The 19804-nt window shown below is 64.9% G+C and carries 16 protein-coding genes; 11 read left to right on the top strand and 5 right to left on the bottom strand.

Annotation, left to right across the window (positions count from 1 at the left end; genetic code table 11):
• Positions 1-34: 34 nt before the first annotated feature.
• The 3 genes from ehuC to ehuA are packed head-to-tail and all read left to right on the top strand — an operon-like array spanning position 35 to position 2201.
• Entirely contained in the window at positions 35-694 is a 660-nt protein-coding gene (gene ehuC / locus CAG46_RS13230) for an ectoine/hydroxyectoine ABC transporter permease subunit EhuC (protein ID WP_015268921.1), read from the top strand.
• Entirely contained in the window at positions 691-1347 is a 657-nt protein-coding gene (gene ehuD, locus CAG46_RS13225; protein WP_003256382.1) for an ectoine/hydroxyectoine ABC transporter permease subunit EhuD, read from the top strand. Before ehuC ends, ehuD begins: the two co-directional genes overlap by 4 nt.
• Positions 1347-2201 carry an ectoine/hydroxyectoine ABC transporter ATP-binding protein EhuA gene (gene ehuA / locus CAG46_RS13220; protein WP_305880196.1) on the top strand — a complete coding sequence of 285 codons (855 nt, stop codon included), beginning with the start codon at positions 1347-1349 and terminating at the stop codon, positions 2199-2201. Before ehuD ends, ehuA begins: the two co-directional genes overlap by 1 nt.
• 15 nt (positions 2202-2216) lie before the next feature.
• Here the strand turns inward: ehuA and CAG46_RS13215 are convergent, their stop codons facing one another.
• On the bottom strand, positions 2217-3236 hold the full coding sequence (locus tag CAG46_RS13215; RefSeq protein ID WP_024086247.1) for a transporter: 1020 nt from the start codon (positions 3234-3236) through the stop codon (positions 2217-2219).
• Positions 3237-3713: 477 nt separating this feature from the next.
• Here CAG46_RS13215 and CAG46_RS13210 point away from each other — a divergent pair, with 477 nt between their 5' ends.
• The 5 genes from CAG46_RS13210 to CAG46_RS13190 all read left to right on the top strand — a co-directional run bounded on the left by CAG46_RS13210 (position 3714) and on the right by CAG46_RS13190 (position 9576).
• Entirely contained in the window at positions 3714-4103 is a 390-nt protein-coding gene (locus CAG46_RS13210; RefSeq protein WP_085617327.1) for a nuclear transport factor 2 family protein, read from the top strand.
• A 94-nt stretch (positions 4104-4197) separates the two neighbouring features.
• Positions 4198-5697, top strand: a complete 1500-nt coding sequence (locus tag CAG46_RS13205; RefSeq protein ID WP_046616768.1) for a cytosine permease — start codon at positions 4198-4200, stop codon at positions 5695-5697.
• A 13-nt stretch (positions 5698-5710) separates the two neighbouring features.
• Positions 5711-7141, top strand: coding sequence for an aldehyde dehydrogenase family protein (locus tag CAG46_RS13200; protein WP_085617325.1), 1431 nt, complete (start codon positions 5711-5713; stop codon positions 7139-7141).
• Between the two features lie 419 nt (positions 7142-7560).
• Entirely contained in the window at positions 7561-7806 is a 246-nt protein-coding gene (locus CAG46_RS13195; protein ID WP_143493469.1) for a hypothetical protein, read from the top strand.
• Positions 7807-8358: 552 nt separating this feature from the next.
• Positions 8359-9576, top strand: a complete 1218-nt coding sequence (locus CAG46_RS13190) for a DUF3422 domain-containing protein (protein WP_085617321.1) — start codon at positions 8359-8361, stop codon at positions 9574-9576.
• A gap of 111 nt (positions 9577-9687) precedes the next feature.
• Here CAG46_RS13190 and CAG46_RS13185 read toward each other — a convergent pair whose 3' ends face one another.
• From CAG46_RS13185 to CAG46_RS13175, 3 genes are all read right to left on the bottom strand, one after another.
• Entirely contained in the window at positions 9688-12099 is a 2412-nt protein-coding gene (locus CAG46_RS13185) for a DUF3772 domain-containing protein (protein ID WP_085617319.1), read from the bottom strand.
• A 56-nt stretch (positions 12100-12155) separates the two neighbouring features.
• Positions 12156-13214, bottom strand: a complete 1059-nt coding sequence (gene ada / locus CAG46_RS13180) for a bifunctional DNA-binding transcriptional regulator/O6-methylguanine-DNA methyltransferase Ada (protein WP_085617317.1) — start codon at positions 13212-13214, stop codon at positions 12156-12158.
• Positions 13215-13586: 372 nt separating this feature from the next.
• On the bottom strand, positions 13587-14213 hold the full coding sequence (locus CAG46_RS13175; RefSeq protein WP_085617315.1) for a DNA-3-methyladenine glycosylase: 627 nt from the start codon (positions 14211-14213) through the stop codon (positions 13587-13589).
• A gap of 172 nt (positions 14214-14385) precedes the next feature.
• Between CAG46_RS13175 and CAG46_RS13170 the strand changes: the two genes are divergently transcribed.
• From CAG46_RS13170 to CAG46_RS13160, 3 genes are all read left to right on the top strand, one after another.
• Positions 14386-14901, top strand: coding sequence for a sigma-70 family RNA polymerase sigma factor (locus tag CAG46_RS13170; RefSeq protein ID WP_085617313.1), 516 nt, complete (start codon positions 14386-14388; stop codon positions 14899-14901).
• On the top strand, positions 14888-15844 hold the full coding sequence (locus CAG46_RS13165; RefSeq protein WP_085617311.1) for a FecR domain-containing protein: 957 nt from the start codon (positions 14888-14890) through the stop codon (positions 15842-15844). Before CAG46_RS13170 ends, CAG46_RS13165 begins: the two co-directional genes overlap by 14 nt.
• A gap of 96 nt (positions 15845-15940) precedes the next feature.
• Positions 15941-18409 carry a TonB-dependent receptor gene (locus CAG46_RS13160; RefSeq protein ID WP_085617308.1) on the top strand — a complete coding sequence of 823 codons (2469 nt, stop codon included), beginning with the start codon at positions 15941-15943 and terminating at the stop codon, positions 18407-18409.
• A gap of 108 nt (positions 18410-18517) precedes the next feature.
• Here the strand turns inward: CAG46_RS13160 and CAG46_RS13155 are convergent, their stop codons facing one another.
• Positions 18518-19675, bottom strand: a complete 1158-nt coding sequence (locus CAG46_RS13155; protein WP_025337647.1) for an MFS transporter — start codon at positions 19673-19675, stop codon at positions 18518-18520.
• Positions 19676-19804: the final 129 nt, after the last annotated feature.

Below are 19804 nucleotides of genomic sequence, written 5' to 3'. Positions count from 1 at the left end.
ATTCCCTGTGTAATCCGATTATTCAGGTCGAACCATGGGTGAATTGATACCGTTGTTACTGCAAGGCGCCTGGATCACCATCCAGGTCACCTTCTTCGGCTCGCTGCTGGCCATCGTCGCCGCGATCCTCGCCGCCCTTGGCCGGCGTTCGTCATGGCGGCCATTGAGCTGGCTGTGCGTGGCCTACATCGAGCTGTTCCGCGGCACCTCGTTGCTGGTGCAGTTGTTCTGGCTGTTCTTCGTATTGCCGCTGCCACCGTTCAACCTCGAACTCAGCGCCTACACCGTGGCCATCGTCGGCCTCGGGCTGCATATCGGTGCCTACGGTGCCGAAGTGATGCGCGGGGCAATCAGCTCGGTGGCCAAGGGGCAGTACGAAGCCTGCACCGCGCTGAACATGCCCGCCACCACCCGCTTCCGGCGGATCATCCTGCCGCAGGCATTGCTGGCGGCCATCGCACCTGGCACCAACCTGCTGATCGAACTGCTGAAGAACACCTCGCTGGTGTCGCTGATCACCCTGTCGGACCTTAGCTTCCGCGCCCGTCAGCTGGACCAGGCGACCTTCCAGACCCTGGAAATCTTCAGCCTCACCCTGCTGCTCTACTTCGTCCTGGCGCAGGTCATCAACTTCCTCATGCGTCGGGTCGAACGGCGCCTGAGCCGCGGTCGCCTGCGGGGGAGCCTGTCATGAATTTCTGGGACTGGAACTACGTCGCGCAAATCCTGCCCGACTTGCTGCAGGCGTCGCTGAAAACCTTGGGCATCACCTTGGTTGGCTTCCTGATCGCAGTGGTGCTGGGCCTCTTCCTGGCCATCGCCCGGCGCAGCCGCCAGGCCTGGCTGTCGTGGCCGGTGGCATTGCTGATCGAGTTCATCCGCAGTACGCCGCTGCTGATCCAGGTGTATTTCCTCTACTACGTGCTGCCCAACTACGGGGTCAACATGACGGCCATGCAGGCCGGCATCATCGGTATCGGCGTGCACTACGCCTGTTACCTGGCCGAGGTTTACCGCGGCGGCCTCGACTCTGTGGCGCGCAGCCAGTGGGAAGCGGTGGTCGCCCTCAACTTCGCGCCGTGGACCGCCTACCGGGCAGTCATCCTGCCCCAGGCGATTCGGCCGATCCTGCCACCGTTGGGCAACTACCTGATCGCCATGCTCAAGGACACCCCGGTGCTGTCGGCCATCACCGTGGTGGAAATCATGCAGCAGGCCAAGAACGTCGGCTCCGAAAGCTTCCGCTACCTCGAGCCGATCACCCTGGTCGGTCTGTTCTTCCTGGCCTTGAGCGTCGCTCTGGCCTACCTCGTTCGGCGCCTTGAAGTGCGCCTGGAGCTCCGCTGATGATCGCCCCTGTGACCCACTTCGCCACTGCCACCGCCACTCAGCCGCTGGACACCCATTTGCCCACACCGGCCATTGCCCAACCGATCGTCAGCTTCAAGGACGTGACCAAACGCTACGGCAGCTTCACCGTGCTCGACGGCCTCAACCTCGATGTCGCCCCCGGCGAAAAGGTGGCGATCATCGGCCCCAGCGGCTCGGGCAAGTCGACGTTGCTGCGGGTACTGATGACGCTTGAGGGCATCGACCAGGGCATGATCGAAGTAGATGGCGAATCGCTCACCCACATGCCCGGGCGCAACGGCGCGCAGCTCATCGCCAACGAGCGCCATGTACGCAAAGTGCGGGCGAAGATCGGCATGGTGTTCCAGAGCTTCAACCTGTTCCCGCACATGAGTGCCTTGCAGAACGTGATCGAGGCCCCGGTCCAGGTGTTGGGCGTGAAGCCGGCCGAGGCGCGCGAACGGGCTGCCGAGCTGCTGGAGATGGTTGGCCTGGGCAACAAGTTCGAGCATTACCCGTCGCAGTTGTCCGGTGGCCAGCAACAGCGCGTGGCGATTGCCCGGGCGCTGGCGATGCGGCCCAAGGTGATGCTGTTCGACGAAGTGACCTCGGCGCTGGACCCGGAACTGTGTGGCGAGGTGCTGAACGTGATCCGCCGGTTGGGCAGCGAGCACAACCTGACCATGCTGATGGTGACGCATCAGATGGGCTTTGCCAGGGAGTTCGCGGATCGGGTGTGCTTCTTCTACAAGGGGCAGATCCACGAACAGGGGACGCCGGCGCAGATCTACGAAAACCCGCAACAGGAGCGGACCCGGGCGTTCCTCAGTGCAGTGCGGGAGGCGAACTGACCGACGATCGTCGCTTCAGTACTCGCGCCGCTTGCGAAACGCCCAGCGCCCCACCAGCACGGTGAAGGTCGCCACCAGGGCCACCAGCACCCAGAAGCCGTGGGGGTTTTCCGCCAGCGGCACACCCCCGACATTCATGCCGAAGAAGCCGGCGATGATGTTGATGGGCAGCGCCAGCACGGTCACCACGGTCAGGGTGAACAGGGTGCGGTTGGTCTGTTCGTTGAGCTTGGCGGCGATTTCTTCCTGCAGCAGCTTGATCCGCTCACCGAGGGCGGTGAGGTCGCTGATCACCAGGGTGAACTCTTCTGTGGCCGCCCGCAGCTGGCGTATGTCCTGTTCCTGCAGCCAGTCGGGCGGCCGGTTGAGCAGGCGCAGCAGCGCCCCCGGCTCCAGCGCCAGCAGGCGCTGCAGGCGCACCAGCACCCGGCGCATGCTGCCCAGTTCGGCGCGGTTGTCGCTCAGGCGTTGGGACAGCAACTGGTCTTCGATGCGGTCGACGCTGGTGGTGGTTTCACGCACGATCTGGGTCAGCACATCGCCCTGGTCGCGCAACAGATGGACCAGCAACTCGATGGACGAATGAAAGCGCTCGCCATGCTTCACCGACGAGCGCAACTTGTCCACCGAATGCAACGGCTGCAATCGCGCGCTCACCAGCAACTGGCTGCTGGCGCAGGCCCACAACGTGGAGATGTCAGAGGACACCAGGCCGAAGTTGAACACCACATCGTTGACCACTGCCAGCAGCGCCGAGTCGGCGTGTTCGATACGGGTCGAGCGCGAACCTTCGCGCAGGGTTTCGAAGAAGGCTTCGGGCAACTGCAGGTGGGTGCGCAGCCAGCGTTCGCAGGCAGCGTGGGCCAGGTTCAGGTGCACCCAGAGAAACTCGCCAGGTTCCAGCGGCTGGCCGAGCGTGCGCAACAACTGCGCCGAATCGATTTCGCGCCCCGGCTGGCCAGGGCGGAAGGCGAAGGCGTAGAGCAGGCCGAACAGGTCGTGGTCCTGTGGCAGATGCAGCGCGGGATGGCCCATTCGAACTCGCAATGAGGCACGGGGAGATGGCAGAAAGGTTGCTGAATATTCGTTGCAGTCAGATGACAGCTGGATAGCTGAAAGCCCTTTGGGCTGCGCTGACGCGTAGAGAGCCGAATTCGCAAGCGGTCCGCATACCCTGTGGGAGCAACTGTCTTGCTCAAATTCTAAACGTTGGCGCAATCCCCTGTGGGAGCGGCTTTAGCCGCGAAGAATCCAACGCGGTGCCTGGCACCGGCTGCGCCGGTGTTCGCGGCTAAAGCCGCTCCCACAGGGTCCCTGCTTTCAATGAGTTATGTGCAGCCTTATGAGAACGGGCACGCCCGCTCCCACAGGGTGCGCAGTGCGAAACCTGAGAAAGCGCAGCCATCACTTCACAAATTCCTGAACTGATTATTTGCCCGCAGCGATTTTTCCCCTCGCCAACCGCTACCAGAATCGCTTCACCACAATCACAAGAACCGTGAGGCCACTCCCGTGGACCAGACACTCCAGGTACGGCAAGCCGCCGCCGACCTCGTTGCGGCGTTCGCCAGCAACGACACCGCTCGCTATTTCGCCTGCTTCAGCGAAGACGCCACCTTCCTTTTCCACACCCTGCCGCAACCGCTGCTGTCGCGCCATGCCTACGAGCAACTCTGGGCCCAGTGGCAGGCCGACGGGTTTGCGGTGCTCGCCTGCGAATCGGGCAATGCCCAGGTGAGCCTGCAAGGTGACGTGGCGATCTTAATGCATGATGTGGCCACGCACATCCGCATCGCCGGCGAAGAACACCAGTTGAGCGAGCGCGAGACCATCGTCTTCCGCTGCCACGGCGAAAGGTGGCTGGCCTGCCACGAGCACCTGTCGGTCGTATCGCCGGCCTGATCATCCATTTACGCGGCCCTGCCGCCCTGCCATCGCACCCACAATAAGGCCCGCGTACTGCGCCGGCCCACAACAACCGCGCTGGAGCATCACCATGAGCCACTCGACCGGTATCGAGACCAACGGCGTCGAACAGATCCCCGACGATCAACGCGACGCCTCCCCGCTGGACCTGTTCCGCCTGATCTTCGGCGGCGCCAATACCTTCGCCACGGCCGTGCTGGGCAGCTTCCCGGTGCTGTTCGGGCTGTCGTTCCAGGCCGGCGTGTGGGCGATCCTGCTCGGCGTCGGCGTGGGCGCGCTGATCCTTGCGCCCATGGGCCTGTTCGGCGCGCTCAACGGCACCAACAACGCGGTGTCGTCTGGGGCGCACTTTGGCGTGCACGGGCGCATCGTCGGTTCGTTCCTGTCGCTGCTCACCGCGGTGGCGTTCTTTTCGCTGTCGGTGTGGAGCTCGGGCGACGCCCTGGTCGGCGGCGCCAAGCGCCTGGCCGGCCTGCCGGAAACCGACCTGACCCTGGGCCTGGCCTATGGCCTGTTCGCGGTGCTGGTGCTGGTGGTGTGCATCTTCGGCTTCCGCTTCATGCTGTGGGTCAACAAGATTGCCGTGTGGGCCTCGAGCCTGCTGTTCCTGCTGGGCATCGTTGCCTTTGCCGGGCCGTTCGACGCCGGTTATGCGGGCAGCGTAAACCTCGGCCAGGCGGGCTTCTGGGCGGCATTCGTCGGTGCGGCGATCCTGGCCATGAGCAACCCGGTGTCGTTCGGTGCGTTCCTCGGCGACTGGTCGCGCTACATCCCGCGTGAAACGCCCAAGGCGCGCATCATGCTGGCGGTGATCGCGGCCCAGGGCGCGACACTGATCCCTTTCCTGTTCGGCCTGTGCACCGCCACCCTGGTGGCCACCCAGGCACCGGACTACATCGCTGCCAACAACTACGTCGGTGGCCTGCTGGCGGTGGCGCCAAGCTGGTTCTTCCTGCCGGTGTGCCTGATTGCGGTGATCGGCGGCATGTCCACCGGCACCACGGCTCTGTACGGCACCGGCCTGGACATGTCCAGCGTGTTCCCACGCCTGCTCAGCCGTGCCGGCGCCACACTGCTGATCGGCGTGCTGGCGATCGGCTTCATCTTCGTCGGCCGCTTCACCTTCAACCTGGTGCAGAGCGTGTCGACCTTCGCCGTGCTGATCATCACCTGCACCAGCCCGTGGATGGTGATCATGATCCTCGGCCTGATCACCCGTCGCGGCTTCTACCATGCCGACGACCTGCAGGTGTTCACCCGCGGCCAGCGTGGCGGCCACTACTGGTTCCTGCATGGCTGGAACTGGCGCGGCATGGGGGCGTGGATCCCCAGCGCGGCGGTGGGCCTGTGCTTCGTCAACCTGCCAGGGCAGTTCGTCGGCCCGCTGGGCGACCTGGCCGGCGGCATCGACCTGAGCCTGCCGGTCACCCTGGGGCTGGCCGGCGTGCTGTACCTGCTGCTGCTCAACCTGTTCCCCGAACCTGCCGGCGTGTATGGCCCCCAGGGCCCGCGTTGGGTGCGTTGCAAAAGCACCGCGCACACGCCGGTAACCACCGCCGAAATGGCCTGACTGGAAACCGACCATGACCACTTCCCACTACATTGCCGGCCGCTGGGTCGAAGGCCAGGGCAGCGACTGCATCAGCGTCAATGACCCGGCCCTTGGGCAACCGTTTGCCGAACTGATGGCCGCCAGCGTCGCCCAGGTAGACCAGGCAGTGACCGCTGCCCGTGGCGCCCTGCCCGCCTGGAAAAACACCAGCGCCAGCGAACGCGCCGCCTACCTGCGCGGCTTTGCCGAACAGCTCGGGCAGCGCCGTGAAGCGTTGATCACCTTGCAGATGCGCAACAACGGCAAGCCACGTCACGAGGCGGAAATCGACCTGGACGACGCCATCGCCACCTTCGGCTACTATGCCGAACTGGCCGAGCAACTGCCATCGAAGAACCGCGATGTGCCGTTGGCTGCACCGGGTTTCAGCGCTCGCACCCGCCTGGAACCGGTGGGCGTGGTCGGCCTGATCGTGCCGTGGAATTTCCCGCTGGTGACCAGCGCCTGGAAGCTCGCCCCGGCCCTGGCCGCCGGTTGCACCGTGGTGCTCAAGCCATCGGAAGTCACCCCGCTGATCGAACAGGCCTACGGCCAGATCGCCGATGCCCTGGGGCTGCCGGCCGGGGTGTTGAACATCGTCAACGGCAAGGCCGAGACCGGCGCTGCACTGAGCAACCACAATGGCCTGGACAAGCTGTCGTTCACTGGCAGCAATAGTGTCGGCAGCCAGGTAATGCGCAGCGCTTCGGCGCAGTGCCGGCCGGTGACGCTGGAGCTGGGCGGCAAGTCGGCGATCGTGGTGTTCGATGATTGCGACGTGGGCCAGGCGGTGGAGTGGATCGTCGCCGGCATTACCTGGAACGCCGGGCAGATGTGCTCGGCCACTTCGCGGCTGCTGGTGCAGGACGGCATTGCCGATGCATTGCTGCCGCGTTTGCAGGCCGCACTGGAACAGCTACGGGTCGGTAATCCATTGACCGAAGAGGTCGAAATGGGGCCGCTGACCAGCCAGGCGCAGTGGCTGAAGGTGGCCGGCTACTTTGCCACGGCGCGGGAAGAAGGCCTGCAGTGCCTGGCCGGTGGCAAGGCGCTGGACCGTGATGGCTGGTTCGTCAGCCCGACGCTGTATGCCGATGTGCCGAAAGACAGCCGCCTGTGGACCGAGGAAATCTTTGGCCCGGTGCTGTGCGCGCGTCGCTTTGCGACCGAGGGACAGGCGATTGCCGAGGCCAACGATAGCCGCTTCGGGCTGGTGGCGACGGTGTGCTCCGCCGACCTGGAGCGCGCCGAGCGGGTGGCCGATGCGCTGGAGGTTGGCCATGTGTGGATCAACTCGGTGCAGGCGGTATTCGTCGAGACCTCGTGGGGTGGCACCAAGGGTAGCGGGATCGGGCGTGAGCTGGGGCCTTGGGGGTTGTCGGCCTACCAGTCGGTCAAGCATGTGACACGCTGTCTGGGTTGAGATTTCCGGGGCCGCTTTGCGGCCCTTTCGCCGGCAAGCCATGTGCCATCCCTGTGGGAGCTGGCTTGCCGGCGATCGAGGGTGAAGCCCTCGCCTTAGCCCCTCAGATGTAAGACTTTTCCCAACCTGAAACCAAATGCTTCAGCTGGAAGTAGCTTGGGAATTATCCTACCCGCGCCGCAGCCGTTTCTCTGTTGTTGAACAGGAGCATCAGGGCTAATTTCCCTGGGTCGTCAAAAATGGCGACCGGGTGTGAGAGCCCGTGCTGATCTGGTTGCAACCTCAACGGTAGCTGTGCGCGGGCAGGCTTGGTCCTGGCCGGGTTCCTAGGTCTCCGGTCTCTCACCCCGCGTACGGCTGCCACCCGATCCTGTGAGAGGGAATGGGGTGGTAGCTCCTGACCGACCTAGGGAAACGCAATGAATAAACTTGTGCCCGATCCACCTGTAAAACCTGGCTCCCGCCCGTTCTACACCATCAACAACGACTTGCCCTCACCCGAGGCACTGCGATACGTCTCGCAGTTGCTGCTTGGCATCGAGGACAGCCTCGACGAATACATCTGCGCCAACGCTGGCGAACCGGGCATCGGGTTGTTGGTCAATACCGTGCATAACGTGCAAATGACCCGGGCGCTCAACCAGTTGCTGTTGAACCGCGAGTAAGGCCTGGAATTGATGCCGGGCTCACGACCTCTTCGCGGGTAAACCCGCTCCCACAGGGATAGCGCAGACCTGAAGGGCAGCACCGTACCTGTGGGAGCGGGCTTGCCCGCGAAGAGGCCGGCACAGGCGACACAAGGTAGCAGGATCGGGCGTGAGCTGGGGAGCCTACCAATCGGTCAAGCATGTGACGCGCTGTCTGGGTTGAGATTTCCGGGGCCGCTTTGCGGCCCTTTCGCGACACAAGGCCGCTCCTACAAGAACCGCGTATGACCGTGCATAACGTGCAAATGACCCGGGCGCTCAACCAGTTGCTATTGAACCGCGAGTAAGGCCTGGAATTGATGCCGGGCTCACCGGCCTCTTCGCGGGTAAACCCGCTCCCACAGGGATAGCGCAGGCCTGAAGGGCGGCACCGTACCTGTGGGAGCGGGCTTGCCCGCGAGGAGGCCGGCACAGGCGATACAAAACTTTGCGTCCGCGTGACTTTGCCCGCCCACCGCAAAGTCCCACTTCCTGGTACCCCCACAATCACAACACCAGGCCGGACCACCCATGCACCCTCAACGCACCGCCTTGCACAACGAACTGCACGCCCGCCCGTCGCTGTATTTCGACGGCCCGGCGCATGTCTTCCACCTGGCCTTGCTCGGCGCCGATGCTGCCTGTGCGGCACTGCTGCAACGCTGCTGCCCGGATGCCCTGGACACCGCAGCCGCCCAAGGCATCACCCGCCTGGATGGCCATCCGTTCAAGTGGGAACGGCACACCGAGTTCTTCACCCTGACCCTGGTGGTGCCCTGCACTGCCGCCGACACCGAGTGGCAAACTCTTCCGCCGGTGCTGGCCGAGGCTATCGCTCCGCAAGCGGCGCAAGTGATCAACGCGGTGCAGGTGCTGGTCCGTGACGAACAGGAACTGGACCTGCACCACTACGGTTTCAAGGACCCGTGCGGCTCCTGCGTCGGCGGTGGCGATGCGGTGGTGTGGAGCGATTTTCGCCTGACCGAGGACGGCACCAACCGCTTCCTGTTCATCAACCGTCGCCTCAATGCCTACCGCCAGGGCCGCATGATCCGCCGTCTGCTGGAAATCGAGACCTACCGCATGATGGCCTCGCTGACCCTGACCACCGCCAAGGACCTGAGCCAGGAACTGGACGCCTTCGACAAGACCCTGGTCAGCCTCTCGGAGCGCAGTGCCGGGGGCGATGGCCATGATTCCAAAGGGTTGCTGGAAGCCATTGCCCACCTGTCACGCCAGGTGGTCAGCCGCACGGTGAAAACCCGCCACCGCTTCGGTGCCACACAAGCCTATGCGCAACTGGTGTTCGAGCGCCTGGGCGAGCTGCGGGAAAGCCATGTGGGCGACTGCCAGCGCCTGGGGGTGTTCATCGAACGCCGGTTCAAGCCGACCGTGCGCTACTGCGCGGCCACCGAGCAGCGCCTGGAGCAGTTGGCGAAGAATGTGGCCAACCTGGGCGACCTGCTGCAAGCGCGGGTACAGGTGGAGATGGAAGAACAGAACGCCGAGATCCTGCGCAGCCTCAATGCCCGAGCCGATGCCCAGGTGAAGATCCAGCGGGCGGTGGAGGGGCTGTCGATCATTGCCATCACCTACTACCTGCTGAACTTGTTCAAGCTGCTGTATGGCGGGCTTAATGTGCTGGGGTTGGGGCTGACGGCGCGGGATGGGCTGTTGGCCATGGCGCCGCCTGTGCTGTTGGTGTTGCTGGTGATTTTGCTGAGGATCAGGCAGGCCAAGCAGCATTGAGGTTTGGGGCTGCTTTGCAGCCCAATCGCCGGCAAGCCAGCTCCCACAAGGACCGCGCCGACTTCAAGCCATACGCAGTACCTGTGGGAGCCGGCTTGCCGGCGATTGGCTTCACACCGACTCGTCAGCCGAGCGAGCGCCCTCCTGCACCAACACCATGCTCTGCGGCGACGACAGGGCAATACCTTCATCACGCAGGCGCCCAAGAATGGTGAACAACAGGTCACTGCGCGTACCGGACACCTGCCGCGGCCCCGCCACGTAACCACTCACACCTATCACCATGCCGCTGCTGGTCAGGTCCTTGAAGGTGACCGAGGTGGCCGGCGCATCCAGAATCGCCTCGTGCTCCTGGTAAGCCGCCAGCAGCAGTTCACGCACGCGGTTGGCATCGGTCTCCAGCGGCATGGTCAGGGTAATGCCGACCACGCCAAGGGCATTGCCCATGGTCACGTTGCGCACGTTCTGCGAGATGAACTGCGAGTTGGGCACGATAACCGTCGAGCGGTCGGACATCTGGATCTCGGTGGCGCGCACGTTGATACGGCGAATGTCGCCCTCGACGCCCGCCAGGCTGACCCAGTCGCCCACCTTGACCGGGCGCTCGGTCAGCAGGATCAGGCCGGAGATGAAGTTCTGTACGATCTGCTGCAAGCCGAAACCGATACCCACCGACAGGGCACTGACCACCCAGGTCAGGCTGGTGAGGTTGATGCGCAGGGTCGACATCACCAGCATGGCCAGGAAGATGAAGCCCAGGTAACCCACCAGGGTCACCAGCGAGGCACGCATGCCGGCGTCCATGTCGGTTTCCGGCAGCAGGCGATCGCTCAGCCAGCGCTTGACCACGCGGATGGCGAACAGGCCGCCGAGGAACATCACCACTGCCAACAGGATGTCCTGGGGGACAATGTTCATGTTGCCCAGCAGCTTGCCGCCGGTCTCGTCCCAATCACCCAGGCTCAGCAGCAGTTCGCTGGGGCTGGTGCCCGATGGCATCAATGCCAGCAACAGCGCCAGAAACAGCACCACGGTGCGGCCGATGCCGGCCAGGATGGTGCTGGCCTGCGCCTGGTGACGCGGCGCCAGGCCCAGGGTCGAGGCCAACGCCAGGCCGCCGGGTTGGCGGGGCGACAGCAGGGTTTCGCAGAGGTCGCCAAAGAACGTGGTCAGCAGGTAGGCACAAGTGATCACCAGGCTGACCCACAGCAGCTTGGCGGTGAGGAAGTAGGCGAGTGTCAGGTAACCGGCGAGCAAGGCCAGCAGGATCAGCGTCAGCCAGATCACCATCACGAACGGGATCAGCCCGGCCAGGCCCGTGGGGCGCTCCAGGTCATGCTTGCGCAGGGTGCGGCGGTAACGCAGCAGCGCACCGGCGAAGGTAACCGCCACTACCAGCGCGGTCAGGCCGTTGACCGCCACGGTCAGCGCCAGGCTGGCACCGATCACGCTGTTGATGCGTTCCATGGTCATCATGACCATCAGCGCCAACGCCAGCACCTTGGGGAACCAGCCCAGGGCGCTGGCGACTTCGTCGTGAATCGGCGGCAGGCGCCAGGACGGGCGTTGCAGCATCAGCATGGCGCGGCCCAGGCCGGTGATGAAGGCGCTGAACACCACCAGGGCAAGTACATGGTTGGCCAGGCTGGCGATATCGGCGCCCAGCTCGGCGCTGCTCTCCAGCCCCCATCGCAGCAGCGAGACCGAACCGGCGATGGTACCCAGGGTTGCCAGGCTCACGCCCAGCGCCAACGCACTGCGGCGCAGGCGGCCTTCGGGTAGCCAGCTGACCATGGCGTCGGCCAGCAGGCGCTCGAGCACGCGGCGCACCAAGGTCCAGACCAGGATTGCCGCCACCAGGCTGGTAATGAACAGCCAGCGATTTTCGGCGCTGAAGGCACTACCGATGGCATCGGCCGTCTCGCCACGCAGGTCACGCAGGCGTGCCACGTCGTCCTGGGTGGGGCGAATGATGCTCTGCCAGAACGCCGGGCTCAGCGGTGAGGCCGCGCGGCTGGTGATCTGCGAGTTGAACTGGCTGCGGCGCAGGTTGACGATCTGCGTGGACAGGTCGCGGGCCGACTGGGTCAGCTTGGTCGCCTGGTCCCGTTGGGCTACCAAGGCCTTCTTCTCGGCCTCCAGCTCCTTGCGCTGCTGGGTCAGGGTGGCGGCCTCGTCCGGCTGGACCGGGCCGATGACCTTGAGCTTGTCGTCGACTTTCTCCACATCCGTGGTGCGCAGGGCACTTAACGCATCGGCCTGGCGCTGGACCTGCATGGCGCCCAGGCGCAGTTGCGACAGCAGATCGTCGTTGGCCTCGCTGGTGACACCCTGGCGGATCTGGTCCAGTCGATCGCTCAACTGCTCGATGCTGGCGTTTTCATCCAGCACGTTCGCTTCGGCAACCGCCAGATTGGACAACGGCGTGGCCGGGGCCGACCAGGCCGGGCTGGCAATGGCCAGCATCAAGGCCATGAAAACCATCAGGCCTGGGCAAAAACGGGCAAGGCTGACACGCCTCATCGAATATTCCTCTTTACAATTCGATTTGGCGGGGGATTCTACGCGGCTTCACGCGATCAGGAGAGTGCCGTTTCTCGTTTGAGCAGTTGCTGTTTGCGCTCGACACCCCAGCGGTAGCCGCTGATGTCGCCGTCCCGGCGCACCACCCGATGACAAGGGATGGCCACAGCGATGTGGTTGGCCGCGCAGGCCATGGCCACCGCACGCACCGCCTTGGGCGCGCCGATGCGCTCGGCGATGTCGGTGTAGCTGACCCGGCTGCCGGCCGGCACCTCGCGCAGGGCCTGCCACACCCGCTCCTGGAACGCAGTGCCTTGCACATCCAGGGGCAAGGCCAGGCCCAGCGCCGGGGCTTCGACGAAGCCCACCACCTCGGCGACCAACCGTTCGTAGGCACTGTCGCCACCGACCAGGTGGGCCTTGGGGAACTGGTCCTGCAGGTCGCGCAGCAGGGCCTCGGGGTCGTCTCCCAGCAGGATCGCGCAAATGCCCTTCTCGCTCTGGGCCACCAGGATCGCGCCCAGAGAGCACTGGCCGAGGGCGAAGTGGATGGTTGCCCCGGCGCCGCCGGCGCGGTATTGCCGCGGGCGCATGCCCAGGCGCTGGTCGGCGCTTTCGTAGAAACGGCTGTTGGAGTTGTAGCCGGCGTCATAGATGGCATCGGTGACAGAGCGCTGGCCATCTTCCAGGTGCGCGCGCAGGCGCCGGGCACGGAAAGCGGTGGCGTAGGCCTTGGGGGTGAGGCCGGTTTCGGCCTTGAACAGGCGGTGCAGGTGGAAAGGGCTGACGGCCAGTTGGGCGCTGAGTTGATCGAGGCTGGGCGCGGGGTCGCTGGCTTCGATCAGCCGGCAGGCGCGGGTGACCAGCTGGCTGTGGCGGGTGGCGCTGGCGCTGGTGGTGGCGGTGCAACGTTTGCAGGCGCGGTAGCCGGCGGCTTCGGCGGCGGCTGGGGTGTCGTAGAACTCGACGTTGGTTCGCTTGGCCAGGCGCGATTTGCAGCCAGGGTGGCAGTAGATGCCGGTGGTGCGCACGGCGTAGACGAAGTGGCCGGTGGCGGTAGTGTCGCGGGATTCTACGGCTTGCCAGCGTTGGTCGGGGGTGGTGTAGAGGTTCATTGGTAAATGTCCAGATAGGTTGTTGCCTGTGCCGGCCTCTTCGCGGGCATGCCCGCTCCCACAGGTACCGTGTCGGTTTCGGATGTTGTGCCATGCCTTTGAGGCCGGTTCACCTAAAACTTCCAGATAGGTTGTTGGCTGTGCCGGCCCTTTCGCGGGTAAACCCGCTCCCACAGGGACCGTGTTGGTTTCGCGTGTTGTGCCCTGCTTTTGAGGCCGGTTCACCTACAACTTCCAGATAGGTTGTTGGCTGTGCCGGCCCTTTCGCGGGTAAACCCGCTCCCACAGGTACTGCATAGACTTACAAAGCTGTGGAAGTGCCTGTGGGAGCGGGTTTACCCGCGAAGAGGCCGGCACAGGCGGTGCAAGACCTCAGGCCCGCCACAGGTACCAGGCCGCCACGGTACGGTATGGCCGCCAGCCACCACCCAGCGAACGCATTTGCGCCGGTGTCGGCGCCTTGTCCAGCCCTTTCAGCCGCCGATACCCCTCGCGCACGCCAAAATCGTCGACCGGCAGAACGTCCGAACGCGCCAGGCTGTAGATCAGCAACATCTCCACCGTCCACCGCCCTACCCCGCGCAATGCCACCAGCCGTTCGATCAACGCCTCGTCAGCCAAAGCCAGTGCCTCTTCCCGGCTCGGCACCAGGCCATCCAGCCGGCCCTGGGCAATACCCTGGATCGTCGCCATCTTGCTCGCGGAAAAACCACAGGCGCGCATGGTTTCTGGTGTAACCGCCAATAACTGCTGCGGCCCCGGGAACGCAGCCTCCGGGAACAGCGCCAGCAAGCGCCCAAGAATTGCCTCGGCAGCACGGGCATGCAGTTGCTGGTAGGCAATCGCCCGTACCAACACTTCGTAAGGCTCACGCCCCGGCGTGGCCTGGTGCAGGCAAGGCCCGGTCGCCGCGATATGCCGCGACCAGTCCGGGTCGAACGCCGCCAGGTATTCGGTGGCCTCGCGGTACGCGTCAGGCGAAAGGTCGGCCCGGATCATGACACCTCCATCAAGTCGATTGCAGGTCCAGCTTAGCGCAGCCGTTCATCGGGCAAACGCCGGTTCTTGCGCGGCTAATTCCTGGCATGCCATTGCTCCGCGCCATCGTCCCCGCATAGAATTGAGAACTATTCACAATCGCATATATCCACAGGACCGGGCCTTCGCCAAGATGCAGATCAACGACACGCTCAAGCCGACCGAGGTCGCTCTGCTCTACCAGGCCCACCACCGTTGGCTCAGCGGCTGGCTGCGCAGCCGGGTCGGTTGCAGCGAGCACGCCGCCGACCTGGCCCAGGATACCTTCGTGCGGCTGTTGCGGGCCCGCCAGCTTTCGCCGCTGAAGGAGCCACGCGCCTACCTCAGCAGCATCGCCCGTGGCCTGATGATCGACCAGTTCCGCCGCCGCGCGCTGGAGAGGGCCTACCAGGAAAGCCTGGCTCACCTCCCCGAAGCCGAAGTGCCCAGCGAAGAAGATCGACTGGTCATCCTGGATACCCTGGCACGCCTCGACCGTGCCCTGCACCAGCTGAAACCGCGTGCCCGCCAGGCATTCCTGCTGGCGCAGCTCGATGGTTTGAGCATCGTGCAGATCGCCCTGCGCCTGGGTGTGTCGCGGGCCACCGTCGAGCGGGACCTGGCCAAGGCCCTGGGCGTCTGCTACCGGTTGCGTTATGCCGACGCCTGACAGCGCGCCCGCGCAGGCGCAGGTCGACCAGGCCATCGACTGGCTGGTGAAGCTGCGCTTCGACAGCCCCTGCCCGCGTACCGAGCAGCAGTTCCAGCACTGGCTGGCCAGCCATCCGCACAACCCCTTGGCCTGGCAGCGGGTCAGCCACCTCAGTGATGAACTGGCCGGGCTGCCCAAGGGCCTGAGCCGCCGCACTCTGGATAGCAGCCAGCGCCAGCGCATCAGCCGCCGCGACCACCTCAAGCTGCTGGCCGTGCTGGCCGTGGGCGGCAGCCTGGGCTGGGCCGCGCGCGAACCGCTGGGCATACCCCAGCTGCTGGCCGACAGCAGCACTGCCACCGGCGAACGCCGCCAGCTGCAAGGCAGCGATGGCAGCCGCATCCAGCTCAATACCGCCAGCGCCATCGACCTGCGTTACAGCGCCGAGCAGCGCCGGCTGCAACTGGTGCGTGGCGAGGTGAGCCTGGACAGCAACCCCAACGATAACCGCCCGTTCCGCATCGACACCCGCATTGGCCAACTGGCCACCCTCGACGGCCAACTGCTGCTGCGCGAGAACGACCAGGGCCTGTTGCTGGCGGTACGCCGGGGCGACGTCACGCTGTTCCCCACCTCGGCCTCGCCACGTCGGGTGCTGCCAGGCGAAACCTTGCAAGTGTGGGCCAGCGGCAGCTTCCAGGCGGTGACGCTGCACAGCGACCCCTGGGGCTGGACCGACGGCGTGCTCAGCGTGCAACAGATGCCGCTGGGCGAGTTCATCGCCGAGCTGGCGCGTTACCGCCCGGGCCTGCTGCGCTGTGCCCCCGAAGTGGCAGACCTGAAGGTGTCCGGTACCTACCAGCTGGCCGACACCGGGCAGATCCTGCAGCTGCTCACCCGCAGCCTGCCGGTGCGGGTCGACTACCGCACGCGTTTTTGGGTAAGCATCGGTGCGGCCTGAAAAATTTCCGAAAATAAATGAGGTGGAATCTCATTCTCGTCCGGCCTGAAGGAACAAAACCCGAAAAGTGGTCTTCACAACCTTCAGGAGCGCTTCATGATTGCCCCGTGTTCCCCTCGCAACGACAGGCTGCGCCGTGCCGTGCGCGCGGCCGTGTTCGGCCTTGGCCTGGCAGCTGGCGGTGCCTTCCCGGCCATGGTCCAGGCTGCAGCGGCCAGCCAGAGCCAGCAGACCGACTGGAACATCCCGGCCGGCCCGCTGGCCCCGGCGCTGGACCAGTTGGCCCGCCAGGGCGGCCTGAGCCTGTCGTTCGACGCGAACAGCCTGCAGGGCAAGACCACCCGCGGCGTGCAGGGCCGGCATGACAGTGCGGGGGCGCTGTCGATCCTGTTGCAGGGCAGCAACGTGCAGGTCCAGCAGGAAAGCGCAACCAGCTTCCTGCTGATCCCGGCGCTGGATGTGGGAAACGCCCTTGAGCTGGGCGCGACCAGCATTTCCAGCGACCGCCTGGGCGAAACCACCGAGCACACCGGCTCCTACACTACCGGCGAAGTGACCATCGGCAAGATGCCGCAAACCCTGCGCCATACCCCGCAATCGGTCAGTGTGATAACCCGCCAGCGCATCGATGACCAGAACATCACCAACCTGACCAACCTGCTGGAGCAGACACCCGGCGTGGTGGTCAACTACACCGACAGCGAGCGGGTGCAGTACTACTCGCGTGGCTTTGCCATCGATGCCATCCAGTATGACGGCGCCACCGTGGTGCAGAGCAGCGGTGGCGGTTCGTTCATCCAGACCGACTCGGCGTTCATCGACCGCGCCGAAGTGCTGCGCGGCGCCACCGGCATGCTGCGTGGCGCCGGCAACCCGTCGGGCACGGTGAACCTAGTGCGCAAGCGCCCGACCCATGACTTCCAGGCTACGGGCAGCGTGACCCTGGGCTCGTGGAATGCCCAGCGCTATGTGGCCGATATCTCCGGCCCGCTGACCGAAACCGGCAACGTACGCGGGCGGGTGATCGCCGTGCATGACGACCGCGACCTGTTCCAGGACTCGCGCATGGAGCGCAAGGAAGCGTTCGGCGGCTCGCTGGCCTTCGACCTGGACGACAGCACCACGCTGACCACCGGTGTCGAGTGGACCACGCTCGACGCCACTGGCGCCTGGGGCAACCTGCCCGCCGACGCCAGCGGCGCCCCCCTGCCCTTCGGCCGCAGCACCTACCTGGGCGCCGACTGGAACCGCTGGGACCGCAGCAACCTGAACACTTTTGCCGAACTGGAACACCGCTTCGACAACGACTGGACGCTGAAGCTGATGGCCCTGCGTACCCACTTCGAGCTGGACGACCATGGTTTCAAGCAAACCTACATGGAGCGCGCACCGGCCAACCTGAACCCCACCGGCAACCCGTACCTGATGCGATACCAGGTTACCGAAGGCGACGGCGGCGAGAGCCTGCAGAACAACCTGAGCGCCACCCTCAACGGCCCGTTCGACTTGTTTGGTCGCACCCACGAGCTGATGGTCGGCGTCGAACGGATTCGCAACGATTCCTACGCGTCGGCCACCAACCGGGTAATTTCCGGGCTGTACGACATCCGCTACTGGGACCCGAAAACCAGCCTGCCCGAGCCGGACATCGACATCACCGCACACCCGGTGCGCACCCGTACCACCCAGCAAGCTGCGCACGCCACCTGGCGCATTTCGCTGGCCGAACCGCTGACCGCGATCATCGGCGCGCGGGCCAACTGGTACGACTACGAGCAGGAAAACAACACCGGTGCAAACGGCAAGTTCAGCGTCGATGAGAAGATCGTGCCGTACGCGGCGCTGATCTACGACCTGAATGACAATTTCAGCGTGTACGCCAGCTACACCGAGATATTCAGCCCGCAGACAGTGGTGGACAAGAACAACTCGGTGCTCGACCCGATCATCGGCGAAGCCTACGAAACGGGCATCAAGGGCGAGTTCTACGATGGCCGGTTGAACACCAGCCTGGCGTTTTTCCGTATCAACCAGGTGGGTACGCCGGTGGATGACATGTCCACGGAGATCGGCTGCAACGGCACCACCGGCCGCTGCAAGATCGCCTCGGGCAAGAGCCGCAGCGAGGGCATCGACCTGGAGATTTCCGGCGAAGTGCTGCCGGGCTGGCAGGTCACCGGTGGCTACACCTACAACACCACCGAGTACCTGAAGAACTCGGCAGCCACCAATGGCAACGCGATCCGCACCACCGACCCGGAGCACATGCTGCGGCTGTTCACCAGCTACCGCCTGCCGGGCACGCTGGATGCCTGGACCATTGGCGGCGGGGTGCAGGCGCAGAGCGATATCTATTCCGAAAGCGGCACGGCCAAGGCGACCCAGGCGGGGTATGCGGTTTACAACGGCATGCTCGGTTATCGCATCAACGACAACTACTCAGTGCAACTGAACGCCAACAACATCTTCGACAAGAAGTACTACCGGCAGATCGGTACCACGGCGACGGGGTACTACTGGGGGGAGCCGCGCAATGTGTCGGTGACCTTGCGCGGGAGTTTCTGACAGGCATTTGCCTGACCGGCTGGCACCATTCCTGTAGGAGCGGCCTTGTGTCGCGATAGGGCCGCAAAGCGGCCCCTGGGCCGAGGGACCGCGCAGCCCTGGAGGTCCTCAGTCCGCCACCGCCCGCAACCGCCCCGCGCGCCGGTACGACTGCCGGGCAAAGCACACGAACAACCCGGCCATCAGCGCCAGCGCGATGGGCAGACCATGCGGCGCCACATCCATCGCCGCACCGCTGACCAGCGGCCCGACCAGGCTACCCACACCCCACAGCAAGCCCACGCTGGCATTGGCGGTAACCAGGTCCTGCCCCTTGAAGCGCTGCCCGATCAGCACCAGCGCCAGGGTATAGATGCCCCCTGCCACGGCGCCCAGCAGCACCAGCAGCGGCCACAGCAGCCAGGTCAGGTTCAGCAGCCAGGGCAGGCCGATACCGATCGCCATCGCCAGCAGCCCGCATACCAGGTGCAGCCCGGTGCGCTCCACCCGGTCGGCCAACCAGCCAAGCGGCAACTGGAACAACATGTCACCGGCAAACACCACGGTCACCATCAGCGCCGCCACGCCCACGGCAAAGCCATGGCTGGTGGCATACACCGGCAGCAGCGACAGCACCACGGCATCGAAGAACGAGAAGAACAGCACCGCCACGCACAACGCCGGCGCCACACGGAAGAAACCGGCCAGGCCGAAGCTCTTTTCACCCTCTTCATGTTCCACATGGTCGTTGGGCACGGTCAGCACGATGCACAGCAGCGCCAGGCCATAGCAGGCGGTGACCACACCGGTGATCCACGGGCTGTCGGCGCCCAGCACCGCCAGCATGGCCGGGCCGAGCACCTGGAAGCCGGTGAAGCTGGTGGCGTACAGGGCCATGATCTTGCCGCGGTTGTGCTCCGGGCACAGTTCGTTGACCCACGACTCGCCGAGGATGATGGCGATACCCATGCCCAGCCCCAGGCCCAGGCGCAACAGCGCCAGCAGCCACAGCGAGCCGAACGCCGACTCGAGCAAGCCAATGCTGAGCGTGCACAGGCTGAAGCACAGCAAGTAGATGGTGCGCCGGGTAAGGTGGCGACAGCAGGCGTCGACCAGGAACGCCGAGAGCATCATGCCCGCAGCGGGGATGGCCGAGATGATGCCGATTTCCAGGGTGCTCGCACCGGCTTCATGCAGGCGCAACGACACCAGCGGCAGGCTGGCCCCCAAACTGAAACCCACGACCGAAACGGCGAACAACAGGCCCGCCAGCAAACGCATGTTCATGTACCACTCCTTGCAAACCGAAAAGACGTGCAGACACAGGCGCGCACGCCAGGGCGGCGAGCGACGCGAAAGCGCAGATCAGTTCAGGCGAGGTGTGGCGAGAAGGTGAAGGCAAACAGCACGCTGCGG

The organism is Pseudomonas sp. B23(2017) (genome assembly GCF_002113725.1).
GTDB lineage: Bacteria > Pseudomonadota > Gammaproteobacteria > Pseudomonadales > Pseudomonadaceae > Aquipseudomonas > Aquipseudomonas putida_Z.
The sequence above is the reverse complement of the archived record's forward strand: the minus strand, read 5'-3'. Positions and strand labels throughout refer to the sequence as shown.

Coding starts and splice junctions, on each gene's coding strand:
- ehuC (WP_015268921.1), top strand. CDS start 35: ATGGGTGAATTGATACCGTTGTTACTGCAAGGCGCCTGGATCACCATC.
- ehuD (WP_003256382.1), top strand. CDS start 691: ATGAATTTCTGGGACTGGAACTACGTCGCGCAAATCCTGCCCGACTTG.
- ehuA (WP_305880196.1), top strand. CDS start 1,347: ATGATCGCCCCTGTGACCCACTTCGCCACTGCCACCGCCACTCAGCCG.
- CAG46_RS13215 (WP_024086247.1), bottom strand. CDS start 3,236: ATGGGCCATCCCGCGCTGCATCTGCCACAGGACCACGACCTGTTCGGC.
- CAG46_RS13205 (WP_046616768.1), top strand. CDS start 4,198: ATGAGCCACTCGACCGGTATCGAGACCAACGGCGTCGAACAGATCCCC.
- CAG46_RS13200 (WP_085617325.1), top strand. CDS start 5,711: ATGACCACTTCCCACTACATTGCCGGCCGCTGGGTCGAAGGCCAGGGC.
- CAG46_RS13195 (WP_143493469.1), top strand. CDS start 7,561: ATGAATAAACTTGTGCCCGATCCACCTGTAAAACCTGGCTCCCGCCCG.
- CAG46_RS13190 (WP_085617321.1), top strand. CDS start 8,359: ATGCACCCTCAACGCACCGCCTTGCACAACGAACTGCACGCCCGCCCG.
- CAG46_RS13185 (WP_085617319.1), bottom strand. CDS start 12,099: ATGAGGCGTGTCAGCCTTGCCCGTTTTTGCCCAGGCCTGATGGTTTTC.
- ada (WP_085617317.1), bottom strand. CDS start 13,214: ATGAACCTCTACACCACCCCCGACCAACGCTGGCAAGCCGTAGAATCC.
- CAG46_RS13175 (WP_085617315.1), bottom strand. CDS start 14,213: ATGATCCGGGCCGACCTTTCGCCTGACGCGTACCGCGAGGCCACCGAA.
- CAG46_RS13170 (WP_085617313.1), top strand. CDS start 14,386: ATGCAGATCAACGACACGCTCAAGCCGACCGAGGTCGCTCTGCTCTAC.
- CAG46_RS13165 (WP_085617311.1), top strand. CDS start 14,888: ATGCCGACGCCTGACAGCGCGCCCGCGCAGGCGCAGGTCGACCAGGCC.
- CAG46_RS13160 (WP_085617308.1), top strand. CDS start 15,941: ATGATTGCCCCGTGTTCCCCTCGCAACGACAGGCTGCGCCGTGCCGTG.
- CAG46_RS13155 (WP_025337647.1), bottom strand. CDS start 19,675: ATGAACATGCGTTTGCTGGCGGGCCTGTTGTTCGCCGTTTCGGTCGTG.